The sequence below is a fragment of the Lysobacter sp. CFH 32150 genome (genome assembly GCF_022758295.1).
In the GTDB taxonomy this organism is placed as follows: Bacteria; Pseudomonadota; Gammaproteobacteria; order Xanthomonadales; family Xanthomonadaceae; genus CFH-32150.
In genome coordinates this window covers 1-18,085 of record NZ_JALDWJ010000008.1, presented here as the reverse complement: position 1 = coordinate 18,085, position 18,085 = coordinate 1, and the positions used below count along the sequence as shown (strand labels likewise).

General features: G+C 65.5%; 16 protein-coding genes and 1 other RNA gene. 15 read left to right on the top strand and 2 right to left on the bottom strand.

All coding sequences use genetic code 11. From position 1 onward, the window contains the following. The first annotated feature begins 47 nt into the window (after nucleotides 1-47). The 7 genes from rph to MO486_RS11580 all read left to right on the top strand — a co-directional run bounded on the left by rph (nucleotide 48) and on the right by MO486_RS11580 (nucleotide 7,083). On the top strand, nucleotides 48-770 hold the full coding sequence (gene rph / locus MO486_RS11610) for a ribonuclease PH (RefSeq protein WP_242908318.1): 723 nt from the start codon (nucleotides 48-50) through the stop codon (nucleotides 768-770). Further along, the gene (gene rdgB, locus MO486_RS11605; protein WP_242907792.1) at nucleotides 767-1,375 is read left to right on the top strand and encodes an RdgB/HAM1 family non-canonical purine NTP pyrophosphatase; all 609 of its coding nucleotides are present in this window, start codon (nucleotides 767-769) and stop codon (nucleotides 1,373-1,375) included. Before rph ends, rdgB begins: the two co-directional genes overlap by 4 nt. A 61-nt stretch (nucleotides 1,376-1,436) precedes the next feature. Next, entirely contained in the window at nucleotides 1,437-2,591 is a 1,155-nt protein-coding gene (hemW, locus tag MO486_RS11600; RefSeq protein WP_242907790.1) for a radical SAM family heme chaperone HemW, read from the top strand. Between the two features lie 83 nt (nucleotides 2,592-2,674). Continuing rightward, a complete protein-coding gene (locus MO486_RS11595; protein WP_242907788.1) occupies nucleotides 2,675-4,990 on the top strand; it encodes a DUF1631 domain-containing protein in 2,316 nt (771 codons plus the stop codon). Continuing rightward, nucleotides 4,987-5,337 carry a PilZ domain-containing protein gene (locus MO486_RS11590; protein ID WP_242907786.1) on the top strand — a complete coding sequence of 117 codons (351 nt, stop codon included), beginning with the start codon at nucleotides 4,987-4,989 and terminating at the stop codon, nucleotides 5,335-5,337. The genes MO486_RS11595 and MO486_RS11590 overlap by 4 nt, the downstream gene beginning before the upstream one ends. 67 nt (nucleotides 5,338-5,404) lie before the next feature. Then, nucleotides 5,405-6,733, top strand: coding sequence for a Xaa-Pro dipeptidase (pepQ, locus tag MO486_RS11585; protein ID WP_242907784.1), 1,329 nt, complete (start codon nucleotides 5,405-5,407; stop codon nucleotides 6,731-6,733). 26 nt (nucleotides 6,734-6,759) lie between these two features. Beyond that, nucleotides 6,760-7,083 (top strand): low molecular weight protein tyrosine phosphatase family protein, encoded by a 324-nt coding sequence (locus MO486_RS11580; protein WP_242907782.1) that lies wholly within the window; start codon nucleotides 6,760-6,762, stop codon nucleotides 7,081-7,083. A gap of 7 nt (nucleotides 7,084-7,090) precedes the next feature. Here the strand turns inward: MO486_RS11580 and MO486_RS11575 are convergent, their stop codons facing one another. Both MO486_RS11575 and MO486_RS11570 read right to left on the bottom strand, forming a co-directional pair. Beyond that, nucleotides 7,091-8,416 (bottom strand): aminopeptidase P N-terminal domain-containing protein, encoded by a 1,326-nt coding sequence (locus MO486_RS11575; RefSeq protein WP_242908316.1) that lies wholly within the window; start codon nucleotides 8,414-8,416, stop codon nucleotides 7,091-7,093. A gap of 19 nt (nucleotides 8,417-8,435) precedes the next feature. Next, nucleotides 8,436-8,969, bottom strand: coding sequence for a UPF0149 family protein (locus MO486_RS11570; RefSeq protein ID WP_242908314.1), 534 nt, complete (start codon nucleotides 8,967-8,969; stop codon nucleotides 8,436-8,438). 134 nt (nucleotides 8,970-9,103) lie between these two features. Between MO486_RS11570 and MO486_RS11565 the strand changes: the two genes are divergently transcribed. The 8 genes from MO486_RS11565 (at nucleotide 9,104) to MO486_RS11530 (ending at nucleotide 17,891) form a co-directional block, all read left to right on the top strand. Then, nucleotides 9,104-13,681: an EAL domain-containing protein gene (locus MO486_RS11565; protein ID WP_242907780.1), complete on the top strand. Its 4,578-nt coding sequence runs from the start codon at nucleotides 9,104-9,106 to the stop codon at nucleotides 13,679-13,681. Between the two features lie 31 nt (nucleotides 13,682-13,712). Next, nucleotides 13,713-13,934 carry a TIGR02449 family protein gene (locus MO486_RS11560; protein ID WP_242907778.1) on the top strand — a complete coding sequence of 74 codons (222 nt, stop codon included), beginning with the start codon at nucleotides 13,713-13,715 and terminating at the stop codon, nucleotides 13,932-13,934. A gap of 28 nt (nucleotides 13,935-13,962) precedes the next feature. Beyond that, nucleotides 13,963-14,271 carry a cell division protein ZapA gene (locus tag MO486_RS11555; RefSeq protein WP_242907776.1) on the top strand — a complete coding sequence of 103 codons (309 nt, stop codon included), beginning with the start codon at nucleotides 13,963-13,965 and terminating at the stop codon, nucleotides 14,269-14,271. Nucleotides 14,272-14,342: 71 nt separating this feature from the next. After that, nucleotides 14,343-14,526, top strand: a non-coding RNA gene (ssrS, locus tag MO486_RS11550) — 6S RNA. A gap of 56 nt (nucleotides 14,527-14,582) precedes the next feature. Beyond that, complete coding sequence (locus MO486_RS11545; RefSeq protein ID WP_242907774.1) at nucleotides 14,583-15,206, top strand: 5-formyltetrahydrofolate cyclo-ligase; 624 nt, start codon at nucleotides 14,583-14,585, stop codon at nucleotides 15,204-15,206. Then, complete coding sequence (locus tag MO486_RS11540; RefSeq protein WP_242907772.1) at nucleotides 15,203-15,670, top strand: EVE domain-containing protein; 468 nt, start codon at nucleotides 15,203-15,205, stop codon at nucleotides 15,668-15,670. Before MO486_RS11545 ends, MO486_RS11540 begins: the two co-directional genes overlap by 4 nt. A 3-nt stretch (nucleotides 15,671-15,673) precedes the next feature. After that, nucleotides 15,674-16,321 (top strand): ribose-5-phosphate isomerase RpiA, encoded by a 648-nt coding sequence (gene rpiA / locus MO486_RS11535; RefSeq protein ID WP_242907770.1) that lies wholly within the window; start codon nucleotides 15,674-15,676, stop codon nucleotides 16,319-16,321. Nucleotides 16,322-16,412: 91 nt separating this feature from the next. After that, nucleotides 16,413-17,891, top strand: a complete 1,479-nt coding sequence (locus MO486_RS11530) for a hypothetical protein (protein ID WP_242907768.1) — start codon at nucleotides 16,413-16,415, stop codon at nucleotides 17,889-17,891. Nucleotides 17,892-18,085 lie beyond the last annotated feature (194 nt).

The window sequence follows — 18,085 nt, the reverse complement described above, 5'->3', positions numbered from 1 at the left end:
CCCTGCTCCGGTGAATTTCCACGCATGAATACCCTGCTATGAACAATATGCCCCGTCCCAGTGGGCGCACACCGGACCAGCTGCGCACGGTGACGATCACCCGCGGTTACACCCGCCATGCCGAAGGCTCGGTGCTGGTCGCGTTCGGCGACACCCGCGTGCTCTGCACTGCCAGCGTCGACAACAAGGTGCCGGGCTTCCTGCGCGGCAAGGGTGAGGGTTGGGTCACCGCCGAGTACGGCATGCTCCCGCGCGCCACGCATTCGCGTTCCGATCGCGAGGCGGCACGCGGCAAACAGGGCGGACGCACGCTGGAAATCCAACGCCTGATCGGCCGTGCACTGCGCGCCTGCGTCGATCGCGGCGCGCTGGGCGAACGCACCATCACCCTCGACTGTGACGTGCTGCAGGCCGATGGTGGCACCCGCACCGCCGCCATCACCGGCGCCTACGTCGCGCTGGTCGATGCGGTGCGCTGGCTGCAGGCGCGCAAGGAAATCAGCAAGGACCCGATCTTCGGCGCCGTCGCCGCGGTTTCGGTCGGCGTCTACAACGGCGTACCGGTGCTCGACCTCGATTACGCCGAGGACAGCAACTGCGACACCGACATGAACGTGGTGATGAACGACGGCGGCGGCTTCATCGAGCTGCAGGGCACGGCCGAGGGCCATGCGTTCCGCCGCGAGGAGTTGAACGATCTGCTCGCGCTGGCGGAAAAAGGCATCGCCGAATTGCTGGCCGCGCAGCGCGAGGCATTGGCGGCGCGATGAAGCTGGCAAGCACGAAACTGGTGCTCGCCAGCAGCAACGCCGGCAAGCTCGTGGAACTGCGCGACCTCCTCGCCGGTGGCGGCTTCGATCTGCACGCGCAATCCGAGTTCGGCGTGGATGATGCCGACGAAACCGCCAGCACCTTCGTCGAAAACGCGCTGCTGAAGGCACGGCATGCCGCGCGTGCAACCGGGTTGCCGGCGCTCGGCGACGACTCCGGCCTGTGCGTCGACGTGCTTGGCGGTGCACCGGGGCTGTACTCGGCGCGTTACGCCGGTACGCAGGGCAATGCCGGCGCCAACATCACCAAACTGCTCGATGCCTTGAAGGATGTGCCGGATCCGCAACGCACCGCGCATTTCTACGCAGTAATCGTGCTGCTGCGCCACGCCGATGATCCAAAGCCCTTGATCGCCGAAGGCAGTTGGTCGGGGCGCATCCTCGATGCACCGCGCGGTCAGGGCGGTTTTGGTTACGACCCGGTGTTCTTCGACCCCGAACACGGCTGCAGCGCCGCGGAGCTCGATCCGGCGGTGAAGAACCTCATCAGCCATCGTGGGCGGGCGCTGGCGGCGCTGAAAGCGCGCTTGCCTGAAGTTCTGTAGGCACCGCGACAGCCGCAGCCGGTTCAGGGTCGCAGCCACGGCCGCTTCTACAATAGCGACGATGCTCACGACCCCGCCCCTGTCGCTCTACGTCCACCTCCCTTGGTGCGTGCGCAAATGCCCGTACTGCGACTTCAATTCGCACGAGGGTCGCGGCGCACTGCCGTTCGCGGCCTATGTCGAAGCGCTCATTGCCGATCTCGACTTCGACCTGCCACTGGTATGGGGCCGCACGGTGCAGACGGTGTTCTTCGGTGGCGGCACGCCTTCGCTGTTTCCGCCGGAGGCGATCGATGCCTTCCTGCAACAGGCCAGCAGCCGCCTGCGCTTCGCGCCGGGGCTGGAAATCACGCTGGAAACCAATCCCGGCACCGCCGAGCACGGCCGCTTCGACGCGTATCGCGCCGCGGGCGTCAATCGCATCAGTTTCGGTATCCAGAGTTTCGACGACGGCTGCCTGCAGCGATTGGGCCGTATCCACGACAGCGCCGAGGCCGAGGCCGCGGTGAAGCTGGCGCAGGACGCCGGCTTCGACAACTTCAACCTCGACCTGATGTACGCATTGCCGCAGCAGACGCTGGCGATGGCCGCGTACGACGTGGAGCGCGCGATCGCGCTGCAACCTACGCATATCTCGCACTACCAGCTGACGCTGGAACCGAACACCGTGTTCGCCGCGAAGCCGCCAACCGGCATTCCCGACCTCGACGCCAGCTGGGACATCCAGGAGCGTTGCCAGGCGCTGCTGGCCGAAGCGGGCTACGCACAGTACGAAGTCTCGGCCTATGCGCGTCCGGGCCGGCAATGCGCACATAACCTCAATTACTGGCGGTTCGGCGATTACCTCGGCATCGGCGCTGGTGCGCACGGCAAGCTCACGTTGGGCAGCGAGCAGTCGATCCTGCGTCGCTGGAAGGTCAAGCATCCGACTGATTACCTGGCCAAGGCCGGCAGTGCTGCGGCGATCGGCGGCGACGAGCGGATCGAAGCATCACGCCGCCCGTTCGACTACATGCTCAACGCGTTGCGCCTGAACGAAGGCTTCTCGCTGGACGCGTTCGAGGCCCGGACCGGGCTGGGACGGGACGCGATCGCCGGTGAACTGGCCGAGGCGGAAACCCGCGGATGGCTCGCGACCGAGGCCGGGCGCGTGGTTCCAACGGAGTTCGGCCGACGTTTCACCAATGACGTGATAGAGCTCTTCCTAACCGACTGATCTGCAAGGCCCCGGGGACCCGGGGCTGGCCCGGGCACCCGGAGCGTGATAAGAATCACCAAACGCATCGCGTGAGCGTCCGAATGCCTGTTTCGTTCGATCTGCCCGGCACCCAGGTGTCGCCTCCAACGCTGGCTACGGCAAACCTGCCGCGCCGCGTCCGGCGTGTGCTTGAACACCTGTTGAGCATGGTGTCGGACGAGATGGCACGACTGCTCGGCACCATGCTCAATGAATTCGAGCAGCAGCAGTTCCGACTGGCCGATCACGCCCGCCACCCGGGTATCCAGGCGAGCCACATGGAAACCCTGCGCACGATGCGCCTGGGACGTGCCGATCTGGTGCCGCGCTATCTGATTGGCCTCGAAGCAGCGCTGGCCGGCATCCGCGATCCACGCGTGCTGGCCGCCATCACCAGCCCCGTATCGGTGCCTTTCCGTCATCTGAGCCTGGTCGAAGACGAGGCGATGGACGAGGAATCGGTGATGCGCGACATCGCCATGCGCCATGAATCGCGCTCCAGCCTGCCGCTGCACTTGCTGGGCCAGCGCTTCGGCGTGCTTGCAGGCGCTCCGGCTTTCGATGCCGAACGCATGCCCACCGGTCCGCACGCGTTGTGCCGCATCCTGCGCGAGGCCAGCCAGAGTCTGCAGATCGGGCTGGAAGCACGGTTGCTGCTGTTCCGCACCTTCGACCGCACCGTGATGCAGCAGTACACCCACCTCGCCGAAACCATGAATGCGATGCTGGATCGCGACGGTGTGCTGCCGGGCCTGGCCTACGTGCCGATCCGCGCGCGACCGACGCAGCAAAACGTGGAAGGGGCGGCCGAACGCCGTAGCACCGACCGCGCCCCCGCACCGGCGGGCGGCGCCCCCCGCGGACGCCGCAAGAACGATGATCCGCGCGGAACGTTGCGCGAAGGCGCGCGTCCGCACACCGCATGGCTTGGCGAATCCGATCCAGACGCCGGCGGCATCGACGAAGACGCCGCGTTCTCGCTGCTGCAGCAACTACTGTCTGGCCGCCGCGACCTGATCGGCAAGCTGCGGCCCGAGCACAAGGGTCGCATCCAGCTCGAACTCTCGAACGCCGAGATCCAGCAGGCGCTGGACAACCTGCAGACACAGCCGGCGGTCGCGCCCACGGGCAGCCCGCGCAGCCTGCTCGACATCAAGCAATCTCTGCTGGCGCAGTCGCGGCAACTGCATGGCAAGGGCGCAACGTTGTCGCGTGAGGACAGCGACACCTTCGAACTGCTGTCCATGCTGTACACGCAGATCGAACGCGAAGTGCGCCGCGACACACCCGCCGTCGGCCTGCTCGCCCGGCTGCAGGTGCCGCTACTGCGCACCGCGCTGCAGGACCGCGCCTTCTTCGTGCGCCAGCAGCATCCGGCGCGGCAGCTGCTGAACGCCGTCGCCGAATCCGGCGCCAACTGGCTCGGCAACGACGAAGTCGAACCACAGCTCGCGCACCACCTGCGGATGGCGGTCGAACACGTGGTCGAGCATTTCGACGACGATCCGGCCGCGTTCGAGACTGCCAATCGCGAGCTGCAGGGACACCTGCAGCAAATGGCGCGCAAGGCCGAAGTCACCGAACGCCGCCACGTCGAGGCCGCGCGCGGCAAGGAAAAACTCGAGCTGGCCAAGCGCCGGTCCATCGAGGTCATCGAAGCCGCGATGCGCGACCAGCGCCTGCCCAAGTTCGTGCGCGCCCTGCTCAACCAGGCCTGGTCCGACGTGCTCACCCTCACCCTGCTGCGGCACGGCGAGGAATCGGACGAGTGGGAGCAGCAACTCGTCGCCACCCGCCACATCGTCGCCGCCACCGGCAAGAGCGGCAGCGCGGAACCGGGCCTCGCCGAGCGCATCGAAACCTCGCTCACCCAGGTCGGCTATCACATTGAAGAAGCCGCGGCGATCGCGCGGCGCCTGACCACCGGCATCGGCGAGGACGAGGACGATCCGGCCACGCGCACCGAGCTGGCGATGAAGCTCAAGGCCCGCGGGCGCCTGGGCGAAGACCCGGAAGCGCCCAAGCCCAAGCTGCCACCACGCACGGCCGACGAACAAGCCGCCTACGAACAGCTGCGGGTGTTGCCGTTCGGCAGCTGGTTCGAATTCGTCAGCAACCAGCAGGGTGATCGCGTGCGCCGGCGCCTGTCCTGGTACAGCCCAATCACCGACAACGCATTGTTCGTCAATCAACGCGGCCAACGTGTCGGTGAGCAGTCGCTGGACAGCCTGGCGCGAATGATGGCGATCGGCCAGGCGCGCGTGGTCACTTCCGACCGCGGCCGGCTGGTCGACCGCGCGTGGCATAGCGCGCTCAATGCGCTACGCAGTTTCGCGGGCAGCGGTAATGGCAACAGTGCCGAGGAGGTCCAGGGATGATCGACGAATTCCGCCGCGCACGCCGGCGCAAGGTTGCCGATACCGTGATGGTCGTCGACACCATGGTCGACAGCGTGGTCGGCCGCATCGGCAACCTGTCGGAAACCGGCATGCTCCTGATGGCCAACGGGCCGATGGTCGAGGACGCGCTGTACCAGTTCCGCTTCAACCTCAACGATGCCCGGGGCCGCGAGACCTCGATCGAAGTCGGCGCGCACTTGTTGTGGCAGGACCGTACCAGTGCGTCGGGTCAGGCCTGGACCGGCTTCCGCTTCATCTCCGTCGCCGAGGACCAGATGCGGCAACTGCGCAGCTGGATCGATGCGCCCGGCGGCAATTACGAGTAACTAAAGTCACGCGCCCACGATCGGCGCTTGCGGCAAAATGGCGGTTCACTTCGCTGCCGATGCCGCCATGAACGCGTCCAACCCCGCCTCGCTCTATGCCGACCACGTCAACGTGCAGCGCAGCCGCGCCGATGAAGCCCTCGCGCGAGGCGGTTTCGATCACCTCGTCGCGCCCAGCGGCACCCTGCACTACCAGCTGTTCGACGATCGCGACTATCCCTACGTGGTCAATCCGCAGTTCAAGGCCTGGCTGCCGCTGACGCGCAATCCCGGCAGCTGGCTGGTGTACACGCCAGGCCAGAAACCTAAAGTGATCTACCTGCAGCCGTTCGACTACTGGCACGTGGTGCCGGAAGCGCCGAGCGGGGATTGGGTCGAACACTTCGACATAACCGTGATCCGCAAAGCCGAAGAAGCCCTGCAACACTTGCCCAAGGACGCAGCACGCTGCGCGATCCTGGGCGAGCCGCAGAGCACGGTCGGTGCGTTTGCCCCGAACAACCCACCGGCGGTCGTCAACTATCTCGAATATCACCGCGCCTACAAGACGCCGTACGAGATCGCGATGATGCGTGCCGCAACGCGGATCGGCGTGCGCGCGCACCGCACGGCGGAACGCCTGTTCCGCGCGGGTTCCAGCGAATTCGGCATCCACCTCGGCTATTGCCAGTCGGCAGGCCAGGACGCCAACGACTTGCCCTACAGCAACATCATCGCACTCAACGAACACAGCGCGGTACTGCATTACACCGACCGCGACCGCGTGCCGCCCAAGCAGGCGCACAGTTTCCTGATCGATGCCGGCGCCAGCTTCCATGGCTACGCATGCGACATCACACGCAGTTATGCGCACGACAGCGGTAGCGAATTCCAGGCGATGATCGAGGCCACCGATGCCGCGCAACTGAAGATGTGCGACCAGGTCCGCGCCGGCACCGACTACAAGCAGATCCATCTCGACGCGCATCTCGCGCTCGCCGGCATCCTCAAGGATTTCGGCCTGATCAACGTGACGCCGGAAATCGCCGTGGAAACCGGCGTCAGCTCCGCCTTCTTCCCGCACGGCATCGGCCACGGCATTGGCCTGCAGGTGCACGACGTCGCAGGCTTCGCCGAATCCGACCATGGCGGCACGATCCCGAAGCCCGATGGCCATCCCTACCTGCGCCTGACCCGCGTGCTCGAACCGGGCATGGCGGTGACGATCGAGCCTGGCATCTATTTCATCGACATGTTGCTCGACGAACTGAAGGACAAGGGCTTCGGCCCGAGCGTCAACTGGGATCGCGTTGCGCAGTTCAAGCCTTACGGTGGGATCCGCATCGAGGACGATGTGGTGTGTACCGAAGGCGCGCCGGCCAACCTGACGCGCGAGGGATTTGCTGAAGCCTCGTGAAGCATGCCCTTGTGAAGCATGCCGTTGTGAAGCACGTCCTGTTCGTCTGCAGCCAGAACCGCTTGCGCAGCCCAACTGCGGAGCAGGTTTTTTCGAGCCTCGACACGATCGAGGTTGCATCTGCCGGATTGAATCAGGATGCCGAGGTCCCGCTTGGCAATGAACTTGTCGAATGGGCGGACGTCATCTTTGTGATGGAGAGCGCCCATCGCAGCAAGCTGCGCCAGAAATTCAAGGCGCAGCTGAAAGACAAACGTGTCGTGTGCCTCGACATCCCGGATGACTATGACTACATGGATGCCGAGCTGATCCGCTTATTGGAAGCGAAAGTACCGCGCCACCTTCCGTAGGCGGCGCTCAACGTTCCGCCATCAACGCTTCGATTTCGTCCGCGCTGCGCGCCAGCTTGTCGGTCAGCACGCGATAGCCGTCTTTGGTGACCAGCACGTCGTCCTCGGTGCGGATGCCGATGCCACGCCATTTCGCGGCCACTGATTTGTCGTCCGGTGCGATGTAGAGGCCGGGTTCGATGGTGAAGACCATGCCGGGCTCGAGTAGGCGCGATTCGCCATCGAGGCGGTATTCGCCGACGTCATGGACGTCGAGTCCGATCCAGTGGCCGGTCTTGTGGCGATAGAAACGCTTGTAGTGGCCTTCACCCAGGTTCTTTTCCAGCGAGCCTTTCAGCAGCCCGAGCTGCAACAGACCTTCGGTCAGTGTCTCCACAGCCGCTGTGTGGCCGGCTTCGTAGGCCACACCGGGCTTCGCTTGCGCCAGTGCGGCCTGCTGGGCGGCGCCGACGAGGTTGTGCAGCGCGCGCTGTTCCTTGTTGAAACGGCCGTTGATCGGGAAGGTGCGTGTGATGTCGGAGGCATAGCCGCGGTATTCGGCGCCGGCGTCGATCAGGACCAGATCGCCATCCTTCGCTTGCGCACTGTTGGCGCGGTAGTGCAGCACGCAGGCGTTGCCGCCGGCGCCGACGATGCTGCCGTAGGCAGGCTCGGCATCATGCATGCGGAAGACGCGTTCGATCTCGGCCTGCAGTTCGTATTCGCGTACACCGGGCCTTGCCGCGCGCATCGCCGCGCGATGCGCTTCGACACTGATGTCGGCGGCACGCTGCATCAGCTTTAGCTCGCCCTTCGACTTGAACAGGCGCAGCTCGTCGAGCAGATGGCCGAGTTCGAGGAATTCGTGCGGCGGCTGTGCACCCTGCCGCACCATGGCGCGCACGCGGTTCAACCAGCCGATCAGCTTGAGGTCGAACTCGGCGTCGCGGCCGAAGTGGTAGTAGACGCGCGAGCGACCTTCGAGCAGGCCGGGCAGGATTTCGTCGAGGTCGGTGATCGGGTACGCATCGTCCATGCCGAACTGTTCGACCGCACCTTCGGGTCCGCTGCGCGGGCCATTCCAGGCTTCGCGATCGGGGTCGCGCTCGCGGCAGAACAGCAAACTCTCGCCGTGCTTGCGTCCGGGCACCAGCACGAGTACGGCTTCGGGTTCGGGGAAGCCGGTGAGGTACCAGAGGTCGGAATCCTGGCGGTATGGGTAATGCGTGTCGCGGCTGCGAATGCGTTCGACCGCGGCCGGCAACACCAGGATGGCGTCGTCGCCGGCCATCCGCATCAGTTGTTTGCGGCGGCGCGCATAGCCCTGCGAGGGAATACCGGTCGCCGTGCTCAGCGGATTTGCAGTCATACGCTCAATTGAATTGCTGGCGATGTCGCGGGCCGAGCACGCAATCGCCATGGATCAACAGCGTCGCGACGCGGACGAATTCCTCGATCTCGGCAAGCGCATCCTCGTCTTCGTCGTCGCCATCGTCCTGCGGGGTGGCGGCGGCGAGCCTGGCGATGTCGGACAAGGCTTCCCCGCCTTCGTCCGACAGCGGTGGGTTGTGGCCGGCGGCGAGGCCGAAACCGCCGAGGAAACCGCGGCACCAATCGAACAGCGCACCGCTGCGCTCGGACAAGCCGACATCGGCATCGGGTAGCAGCAGTTCGAAGCCGAAGCCGCGGTCATCGAGTTGGTCGACGCTGGCTGCGCGCAGATGATCGAGCACGCCCTCGCACGGCGGCTGCGGCAGGGTGGCATCGGCCATCACCTGGCCCAGCCAATCGGGGGTGTCGTCACCGCCGCCAGCCAGCCAGCCGCACAGCGCACCATGCAGTTCCGCCGGGGTCTGCGCCAGCGCGAGTTGGGCGATGGCAGTGCTGACTTCGGACCAACTCGGCAACTCGGCGTCGGGCACGTCGAAAATTCTCGCTTACGGACCCGCGCAGTGTAGCAACCGCCATGCGGGCCGGGCTTGTTGCGCAAGCAGTCGCATCCCGACACACTGCACGTCGACACGCACTGCATGGGGTGTTCGTGCGCGTTTTTCGCACTTTGGGCGGCACTGGTTTGCGTCGGCGCAGCGTCGCCTTGACGCTGGTCGCGGCGTTGCTGGCGATCGCCCCGGCGCTATCGGCCACCCGCGATTACTACTTCCAGCGCATTGGCGGCGAACGCGGCCTGGCGCAGAACACCGTCACCGCGCTGGCACAGGATCCGGACGGGTTCATCTGGGTCGGGACCCAAGGCGGACTGCATCGTTACGATGGCCAGCGCTATCGCCTATTCCGCCACGATCCGCGAGATCCGGCCAGCCTGCCCGACAGCTACATCACCGCGCTTGCGGTCGAAGGCCAGCGGGCGTTATGGATCGGCACGTATTCACAGCACGTCGCCCGGCTCGACCTGGCCGACGGCAGCATCCGCCGCTATCCGGCCGCGCAGGCCGACCAGCAGGCGCCACAGAAACAGGTGCTGGCATTGCTGGCGCAGGGCGGCAAGGTATGGATCGGCACGCCCGCGGGGCTGGAGCGGCTCGATGCCGTCAGCGGCGGCCGCGACGTGGTGCTTCGGCTCGACCCCAAGCACACCCTGACCGCACCCTGGCAAGCCTTGCGCGCCGGACCCGATGGCGTGGTCTGGTACGCCAACGGTACCGGGCTGTACCGGATCGGCGCGCGCGGCGGCATCGAGCGCATCGGCCCGGCGCAGCCGATGCGCAGCCTACTGTTCGATCACAACGGACGACTCTGGGTCGGCAGCGCCGACGGCTTGTTCCGACTGCAGGACGATGGTCGCGACTTACTGCCGGTATTGCCACGCCCGCAGGACAATGAAGGCGGGACCGACATCCGCGCCCTGATCGAAACTCCCGACCAGCATTTGTGGCTGTCCGCATTTGGTAGCGGGCTGCGCCGCTTCGACCCGACTACCGGCGCGGTGGAAACGATCCGCGAGATTCCCTCGATCCCCGCCAGCCTGCCAGAGGATTCGATCGGCAGCCTGCTGCTCGATCGCGGCGGCGCACTCTGGCTTGGTGGCCAGTTCCGCGGCCCGGCGGTCACCGACCCGGGCGGCACCCGTTTTCGCTACCTGCTCGATCTCGATCCGGGCACCGGCGCCAGCGCCGCTGCCAACAGCATCCGCTCCATATTCGAAGACACCGCCGGTGATTGGTGGCTCGGCACGGACGGTGGCCGCCTGCTGCGCTACCGGCAGGGCACGGATCGCTTCGAGGACATCAGCCCCAAGTTGACCGCGCTGTTCCCGGCACCGACGTCGACCGCGCCGTTGCGGACCATGGCGTTCGCACCGATGGGCGACGGCCGGTTCTGGATCGCCACCACCCGCGGCCTGGCCCGGCTGGATCCACGCGATGGCAGCATCGGGGCAGTAGCGCTATCCGGTTTCGAGGGGCTCGGCATCCGCAGCCTGGCCCGCGACCGTGACGGCAGCCTCTGGCTGGGCAGCCAGGGCGACGGCCTGCTGTACTACCAACCCGCGACTGGCGCAGTCCGACGCCGCGGCGAGACCAGCGCGCCGAGCAGTGGTCGCGCGCTGGTGCATGCGGTATGGGTGGATCGCCGCGGCCGGGTCTGGAGCGGCACCGCGGACGGTCTCGACCTGCTCGATCCCGGCAGTGGCAGCATTCGCCATTTCCGCCATCAACCCGACCAACCCGACAGCCTCGCCGGCAACCTGGTGCGCGCGGTGCTGGAAGCGACCGACGGCACCCTCTGGATCGCTACCCATTCCGGACTGAGCCGGGTGGTGGAGACGAAAGATGGCCGCATTCATTTCGAACACCCGCTAGCCACCGCGCTGGGCACGGCGCCGGTACCGGTGGTGTTCTCGCTGGCCGAATCGCCGCGCGGCCTGTTGTGGCTTGGCACCGATTCCGGCCTGTTGCGCTTCGACCCGGCGCGCGGCCATGTCCGCGGCTATGGCCTCAGCGATGGCTTGCAGGACCTGGAATTCAACGGAGGCGCGGCACTGCAGTTGGCCGACGGGCGCTTGATGTTCGGTGGCGTGCGCGGCCTGAACCTGTTCGACCCCCGCCTGATCCATGACAGCCCATACCAGCCGCCGGTGCGGTTGCTATCGGCACGGATCGGCGCCGACGCAGCCGACGGAGGCATCTTGTGGCACTCGCAGGAACTGAGCGTTCCTCCTGATGCCGGCATCGTGCGCCTGCGCATCGGTGCGCTCGACTACGCCGGTGGCACCGACATCCGCTATCGCTATCGCATGGAGGGTTTCGACGCAGGCTGGATCGACAACGGCAGCCAGTCCGAGGTCACCTACACCCGCTTGCCGGCGGGCAATTACATCTTCCGCGTCCAAGCCACCAACCGCGATGGCGTGTGGAACCCGCAAGAGCTGCGCGTCCCGGTGCGGGTCGAGCCACCGCTCTGGCGGCATCCCCTCGCCCTGGCCGCGTATGTCCTGCTGGCGTTGGGCCTGCTCGCCGCACTCGGTTGGCAACTGCACCAGCGCCGCAAGCGCGAACGTGGCTACTTCTCCCAGATCCGCGATCGTGAGGAACGCCTGCAATTAGCGCTGTGGGCCTCCGGCGAATTGTTCTGGGACTACGATCTGAATCGCCGCGAACTGCACAGCATGCGTGCACAGGATGGCAATCCGCACCGGCCCGAAATCGCCGTCAAGAGCGAAGTCGAGCAGCAGCATGAAATCCATCCGGAAGACCTGCCGCGGGTGCAGGACCGCCTGCGCGAACACCTGCGCGGGGGCAGCTCGTTGTTCACTTCCGAACACCGCGTGCGCGGTCCCGGCGGCTGGACCTGGGTACGCGCGCGGGGCCGCATCGTCGAACGCGGCCCTGACGGCCGCGCCCTGCGCATCGCCGGCACCGCCCGCGATATCTCCGCCAGCCGCAATGCCGAGCGCGAACGCCGTATCGCCAGCGAGGTCCTGCGCAGCATGGCCGAAGCGGTGGCGGTGCTCGACCGCGACTTCCAGTTCATCTCGATCAACCCCGCCTTCAGCCGCATGAGCGGCTACAACGATGCCGACGTGATCGGTCGTTCCTCCAGCCTGCTCGACAGCACCCAGCACGATCCGGAGTTCTATCGCCAGGTGCGCCAGGAGCTCGAACGCAACGGTCACTGGTCCGGCGAGATGTGGCAGCAGCGCAAGGACGGCGACGAATTCCTGTGCTGGATCGAGAGCAGCGCGGTGCACGATGCCAGCGGCCAGCGCGGCCATTACGTCGCCGTGCTGTCCGACATCACAGACAAGAAGCGCGCCGAACAGGAACTGCGCTATCTCGCCAATTACGACACCCTGACCAGCCTCCCCAACCGTGCGCTGCTGTCCGAGCGGCTGTCGCGCGCGATCGTGCGTGCGCGCCGTCAGGACAGCCGGATCGCAGTACTTTTCCTCGACCTCGACCGCTTCAAGGACATCAACGACTCGCTCGGCCACGCTGCCGGCGACCGCATCCTGCGCGCCACCGCCGCGCGCCTGCAGCAGACCGTCGGCCCGCAGCACACCGTGGCCCGGCTCGGCGGCGACGAATTCACCGTGGTGCTGGAGAACATCGACGCTCCCGAGGAAGCGGAGAAAATCGCGCGCGAGATCATCACGTCCTTCGAAGTCCCGCTGGACATCGACGACCACCAGGATGTCGCGATCACGCCGTCGATAGGCATCAGCATCTACCCAGACAACGCGCAGGTGCCGACCGACCTGCTCAAGCACGCCGACACCGCGATGTACCAGGCCAAGGCCGCCGGCCGGCGCATCTACATGCGCTACACCGAGTCGATGGACATTGCGATCCGCCGCCGCGCGACGATTTCCGCGGCACTGCGCAAAGTGCTCGATCGCAACGAACTACGCCTGGTGTTCCAGCCGAAGCTGTCGCTGTCGCAGCCACGCATCACCGGCGTCGAAGCATTGCTGCGCTGGACCAGCCCGGAGTACGGCGAGATCCCGCCGATGCAGTTCATCCCGCTAGCCGAGGAGAGCGGTTTGATCCTCGATATCGGCGAATGGGCGCTGCGCGAGGCCTGCTACACGCTCAAGCGCTGGCGCCAGCATGGACTGGAACGTCTGACGATGGCGGTGAACGTGTCCGCGCTGCAACTGTTGCGCGGCGACTTGCCGAACATGGTCGCTCGGGTGCTCGAAGAAACCGACGTGCCGGCCGAATACCTCGAACTGGAACTCACCGAAAGCGTGGTCATGGCCAACGCCGCGCAAACCGCGGCCACGCTGCAGGCGATCCGCGACCTCGGCGTGCAGCTCGCGGTCGATGATTTCGGCACCGGCTATTCCTCGCTCGCCTACCTCAAGCGACTGCCAATCACCACGCTGAAGATCGACAAGGAGTTCATCGGCGACCTCACCCGAGATGCCGACGACGAAGCCATCACCAGCACGGTGATCACGATGGCGCATTCGCTCGGCCTGAACGTGGTCGCCGAAGGCGTGGAGGAAGAAGCGCAGATGCAGTTCCTGCGCGCACATGGCTGCGACGAAATCCAGGGCTACTGGCTGTCGCCGCCGATCGACGCCCACCGCTGCCTGGCGCTGATCCGCAACTGGGCGCCTGCGATCGGCGCGACCCCGGTATTCTCCACCTTGCCTTGACCGGCCCCGACCCGCTCCCTATCGTGCCCGCATGGATACCGCCGACGCCCTTGCCCAACTGCGCTCCCTGGCCGCACGCTTCGACCAGCTCGCCACGCTGGCGCAGCGCCTGACCGACGAAAACCGCAGCCTGCGCCAGCAGCAGGAACAACTCGCCAGCGAACGCGCACAGCTGCTGGCGAAGAACGAACAGGCGCGCTCGCGGGTCGAAGCGATGATCACCAGGCTGAAATCGCTGGAACAACACACATGAAGCCCATGCTCATGAGGATCCGGCACACGTGACAAAATCGACCAGCGAGCCGGTCAGTATCCGCATTCTGGATCGTGAATACACGGTCGGCTGCGAGCCCGACGAACGCGACAGCCTGACCGCCGCGGCAAAACTGCTCGACGCAAAGATGCGAGAGATCCGCGGCAGCAACCGCATGGCCGCACTCGATCGCGTCGCCGTGCTCGCCGCGCTCAATCTCGCGCATGAATTGCAACAACTACGCAATGACAGCGACAGCCGCGATCGCGAGCTCAAGCGTACGCTCGGCGATCTGCACCGCAAACTCGACGGCTTGCTCGAACAACCTGCACGCTGAACGCGTTGTTGCACATGCGCGGCCGACGAACGGAAGTTGGCAATCGCGACGAGCGCGTTATACTTCGTTCGCGTCCTCTGCTGTGTCGACGGCGCGCGCAAACATTCGCCTTGTCCCTTATTGACGACCACGGGGATGCAGCGGGTGCCGGGTGTGCAAGTCCGCCACGAGCGGGAAGCCCGAAGGCAGCCAAGCGTTCCCACTTGAACCCCGGGTTCAAGGTCGTTTCGCGCGCATCTTCACGGCGGAGGATGTTTTTTTCTGCGGCGCATTCATGCGCCAATCCCCGTGCGTTCGCCTGACTTCAGCCCATGACGACTGATCGCAACGCACTGCGTCGAGAACTGCGTGCGCGCCGCCGCGCGATTTCCGCTCCCGAACGCATCGCTGCCGCCGAGGTGCTCGCCGGACGGCTGCTCACGCTGCCGTTCGCACCCGTTTCCGGCTATGTCGCCGGCTATTGGGCGATGGACGGAGAAATCGCGCTGCACGCCTGGCAACTGCGTTTGCCACCCGAATGCATTTATTGCCTGCCGCTGTTGCACGATGACGGCCGCCTGCGTTTCGCCCCATGGCGCCCAGGCGATGCACTGGTCAGCAATCGTCACGGCATTCCAGAACCCGATATCACGCCCTCCTCGCTGCTCGACGCGCAGCAGATGGCATTGGTCGTGCTGCCGCTGGTCGGTTTCGACCACACTGGCCATCGGCTGGGGATGGGCGGCGGCTGGTACGATCGCAGCTTCGCGTTCCGCCACGAGCGTGCAGCCCAAGGACGGAACGCCGCGCCGCCATGGCTGGTCGGTGCCGCGTTCGCCGCGCAACAGACCGATGCGCTCGCACCCGCGGATTGGGACGTCGCGCTGGATGCGGTCTGCCACGAACGCGGCACACTTCTGTTCGGTACCAACCCGCAAGACACGATGCCCGCATGAGCCGAGTCCGCCGCTACTGGTTGATGAAATCCGAGCCTGACGCATTCTCGATCGACGACCTGCAACGCGTCGGTACCGAACCGTGGAACGGCGTCCGCAATTACCAGGCGCGCAACAACATGCGTGCCATGCACGTTGGCGACGGCGTGTTGCTCTATCACTCCAGTTGCGACGTGCCTGGGATCGTCGGCACCGCGAAGATCGTCAGCGACGCATATCCGGACCCCTCCCAATTCGACCCGAAGTCCGATTACTTCGATCCGAAGAGTACCCGCGAAGACCCGCGTTGGTCGCTGGTCGACGTCGCTTTCGAACGCAAGTTCAAACGCACGCTTCCACTGGAAGAGATCAAGCAGCACGCCGATGCACTCGGCGAAGAGTTCGCGCTGATCCGCCGCGGCAGCCGTCTGTCTGTGCTGCCGGTGTCCGCAGCACAATGGAAACTCCTTCTTTCCCTGGAATAAGCCATGTCTGAAGCCAAGCGCCTGGCGGCGGAAAAAGCCATCGATTACGTCGAGGACGGCATGATCGTCGGCGTCGGCACCGGTTCCACCGTCGCCTACTTCATCGACGCGCTCGGCCGCATCAAGCACCGCATCGCCGGCGCGGTATCGAGTTCGGAGCAAAGTACGCAGCGCCTGCGCAGCCACGGCATCGAAGTCCTCGACCTCAACGCTACCGGCCCGCTGCCGCTATACGTCGACGGTGCCGACGAATGCGATCCGTTCAAGCGCCTGATCAAGGGCGGAGGTGCGGCGCTCACACGCGAGAAGATCATCGCCGAGGCAAGTGGAAAGTTCGTCTGCGTCATCGACCCTGCCAAGCGCGTCGACGTACTCGGCAAGTTCCCGTTGCCCGTCGAAGTGATCCCGATGGCACGCAGCCTGGTCGCGCGCGCGATCGTGGCCAAGACCGGCGGCCAGCCGGTGTGGCGCGATGGCGTGGTTACCGACAACGGCAACTGGGTCCTCGATGTGCACGGGCTCGCCATCGTCGATCCGGTCGGCCTCGAACGCGAACTCGCGCAGATCCCAGGCGTGGTCTGCGTCGGGCTGTTCGCGCGACGCCCGGCGGATGTGGTGATCATCGGTGGCGAACCGCCGATCCTGCTCTAAATCAATGAACCCTAAATCGCTGATCCGGAAGCATCTCGGCGACTGAGACGCGGCGGCGCGATACTGGCTGTCCAAGCGATTCGGTTCCGCCATGACCCTGCGTTGCCTGTTCGTCGACTTCAACTCGTACTTCGCTTCAGTTGAGCAGTACGACGAGCCACGCCTGCGCAATCGCCCGGTCGGCGTGGTCCCGGTAATGGCGCCAACCACCTGCTGCATCGCTGCCAGCTACGAAGCCAAGGCGCATGGCGTGAAGACCGGCACCGCGGTGTGGGAAGCCCTCGAACGCTGCCCGGACATCATGCTGGTTGAGGCGCGGCCGGCGCGTTACGTTGAACTACATCACGAGTTGATGGCGGCGATAGGGGACTGCATCCCGCACGGCAAGGCCGAGTCGATCGACGAAGTACCGTGCTGGCTCCTTGGGCGTGAACGCCAACGCGACAACGCCGAGGCGATCGCGTGCAAGATCAAGCAGACCTTGATCGATCGCGAATACAGCCCCGCGATCCGCTGCTCGATCGGGATCGCACCAAACAAGTTCCTCGCCAAGACCGCGTCCGACATGCACAAGCCGGACGGGTTGACCGTACTTGAGCAATCAGATTTACCGCACGCCCTGCACGGGTTGGAGCTGCGCGATTTCTGCGGCATCGGCCCCTCGATGGAACATCGCTTGCGCGCAGCCGGCATCCACACTGCGCAGCAACTCTGCGCCGCTCCACGCGAATACCTGCGCGCAGCCTGGGGCAGCATCGAAGGCGAACGCTACTGGTTGCAACTCCGCGGGTTCGACGTTCCCGAACGCGCCACCAAGCGCGGTTCAATCGGACATTCGCATGTACTCGGTCCGGAGTTGCGCAACTACGATGGCGCCCGCTCAGTGCTGTTCAAGCTACTGGCCAAAGCGGCGATGCGGTTGCGGCACGAGAAGTTTCTCGCCGGCGGGCTGTCGATCCGTATTCGTTTCGTCGGACTGGAAGCGCGATTTGAGCGCGACCTCGCCTTCGCACCGATCGACGACACTCCCACGCTACTGCGTCTCATCGGGGAGCAACTCGCCGCCCTGGAACGCGCCATGCAACAAGGCCGCTGGCATGCCAAGCGGAACCCGCCGCTATCGGTCGCGGTGACGCTGGGGAACCTCGAACCCGTCGGCAGCGTCACCGCCGAGCTGATGGAGGAGCGCCATCGGGCCAAGACCATGAGCTCCGTACTGGATCGCATTAACCAGCGCTACGGCAACAACACCATGTACTTCGGCGCGATGCAGGAAGCCGTGATGCAGGACGCCGCGCCCATGCGGATCCCCTTCTCAAAGATCCCGGAGACCGGCCTCGAAGAAGACGCGGTCACCCGCAAACATGGACGCGAGCGGCAGCAGGAAGTCACCGACGAGCTCTGGCTGCAACGCGAGCGACAGTTCAAAGTGTTGGCCGAAGCCTCGCACCGCGAGGCCAATGAGCGGCGCAAGCCAAATGGCGATGGCATGGCCCCCAAAGCGGGGGCCGGCGGCTGGTCACCTGTACGCCGAACCAGGGATAGCTCGGACAAGCCGTCATTGTTCTAGGCCTATGCCATAACTAAATCAAAGTTAATAAGGATGATTTAGTCATTCTGTTTTCGGTCGTCCAAAGACCCTGCAGCGTGAGCTACGGGGTTTTGGATAAAGGCCCTGGCGATGACCTACTCTCGCAGGCACGCGGGCCGGGGTGGGTGGTGCCGCACGTACAAAGAAGAAGGCCCGTCCTTGCGGACGGGCCT